We start from the raw sequence: 482 nt of genomic DNA, 5'->3' as shown, positions 1-482 counted from the left end.
CATTTGTTAGAGATGCAANNGCATTAAAACCAATATTTTAGTAGAATTAAGAGAAAGACAAATACCAGTTAGGATTATAACACCATTAGTCATGAGGGAAATGCAAAATATGTTGCAAGAGCTGATGAATGTAGTTGAAATATATGATGCTGGATATTATAGAGGAAGAATTGTTACAGTTGATTCTGAAGAAATAAGAGTGATGTTATTTGATGAAAAAGAGGTTCCATCCCTCAATGTCTTTTGCTGTTTGGTTGTCTGCACCAGCCTTAGCAAAATTCATAGATGAAATGATTGAAGTATTATTACCAAAATTAAAACCAGCACAACAAACTTTAGTTGAAAAGAAATTAATAATATAGATTATATTTTTTCAAATACCTTCTTAAAGTAATCTGTTATACTTTTTATATTTTTGAACAAAGGTTAAAACTGAGGCTTATATAATTTGTTTCCCCACTTTTCAAAGAATGTTATATCAT

Annotated in this window: 1 protein-coding gene; it reads left to right on the top strand. The window is 28.8% G+C overall.

Annotated elements, in window-relative coordinates; all coding sequences use genetic code 11:
- The first annotated feature begins 212 nt into the window (after positions 1–212).
- Positions 213–362: a hypothetical protein gene (locus LUA84_RS03375; RefSeq protein WP_231434436.1), complete on the top strand. Its 150-nt coding sequence runs from the start codon at positions 213–215 to the stop codon at positions 360–362.
- Positions 363–482: the final 120 nt, after the last annotated feature.

The organism is Candidatus Nanopusillus massiliensis (genome assembly GCF_920984865.1).
The sequence above is the reverse complement of the archived record's forward strand: the minus strand, read 5'-3'. Positions and strand labels throughout refer to the sequence as shown.

What these genes read in the sequence shown, in the direction of transcription:
- LUA84_RS03375 (WP_231434436.1), top strand. Translation starts at nt 213, where the DNA reads ATGAAAAAGAGGTTCCATCCCTCAATGTCTTTTGCTGTTTGGTTGTCT.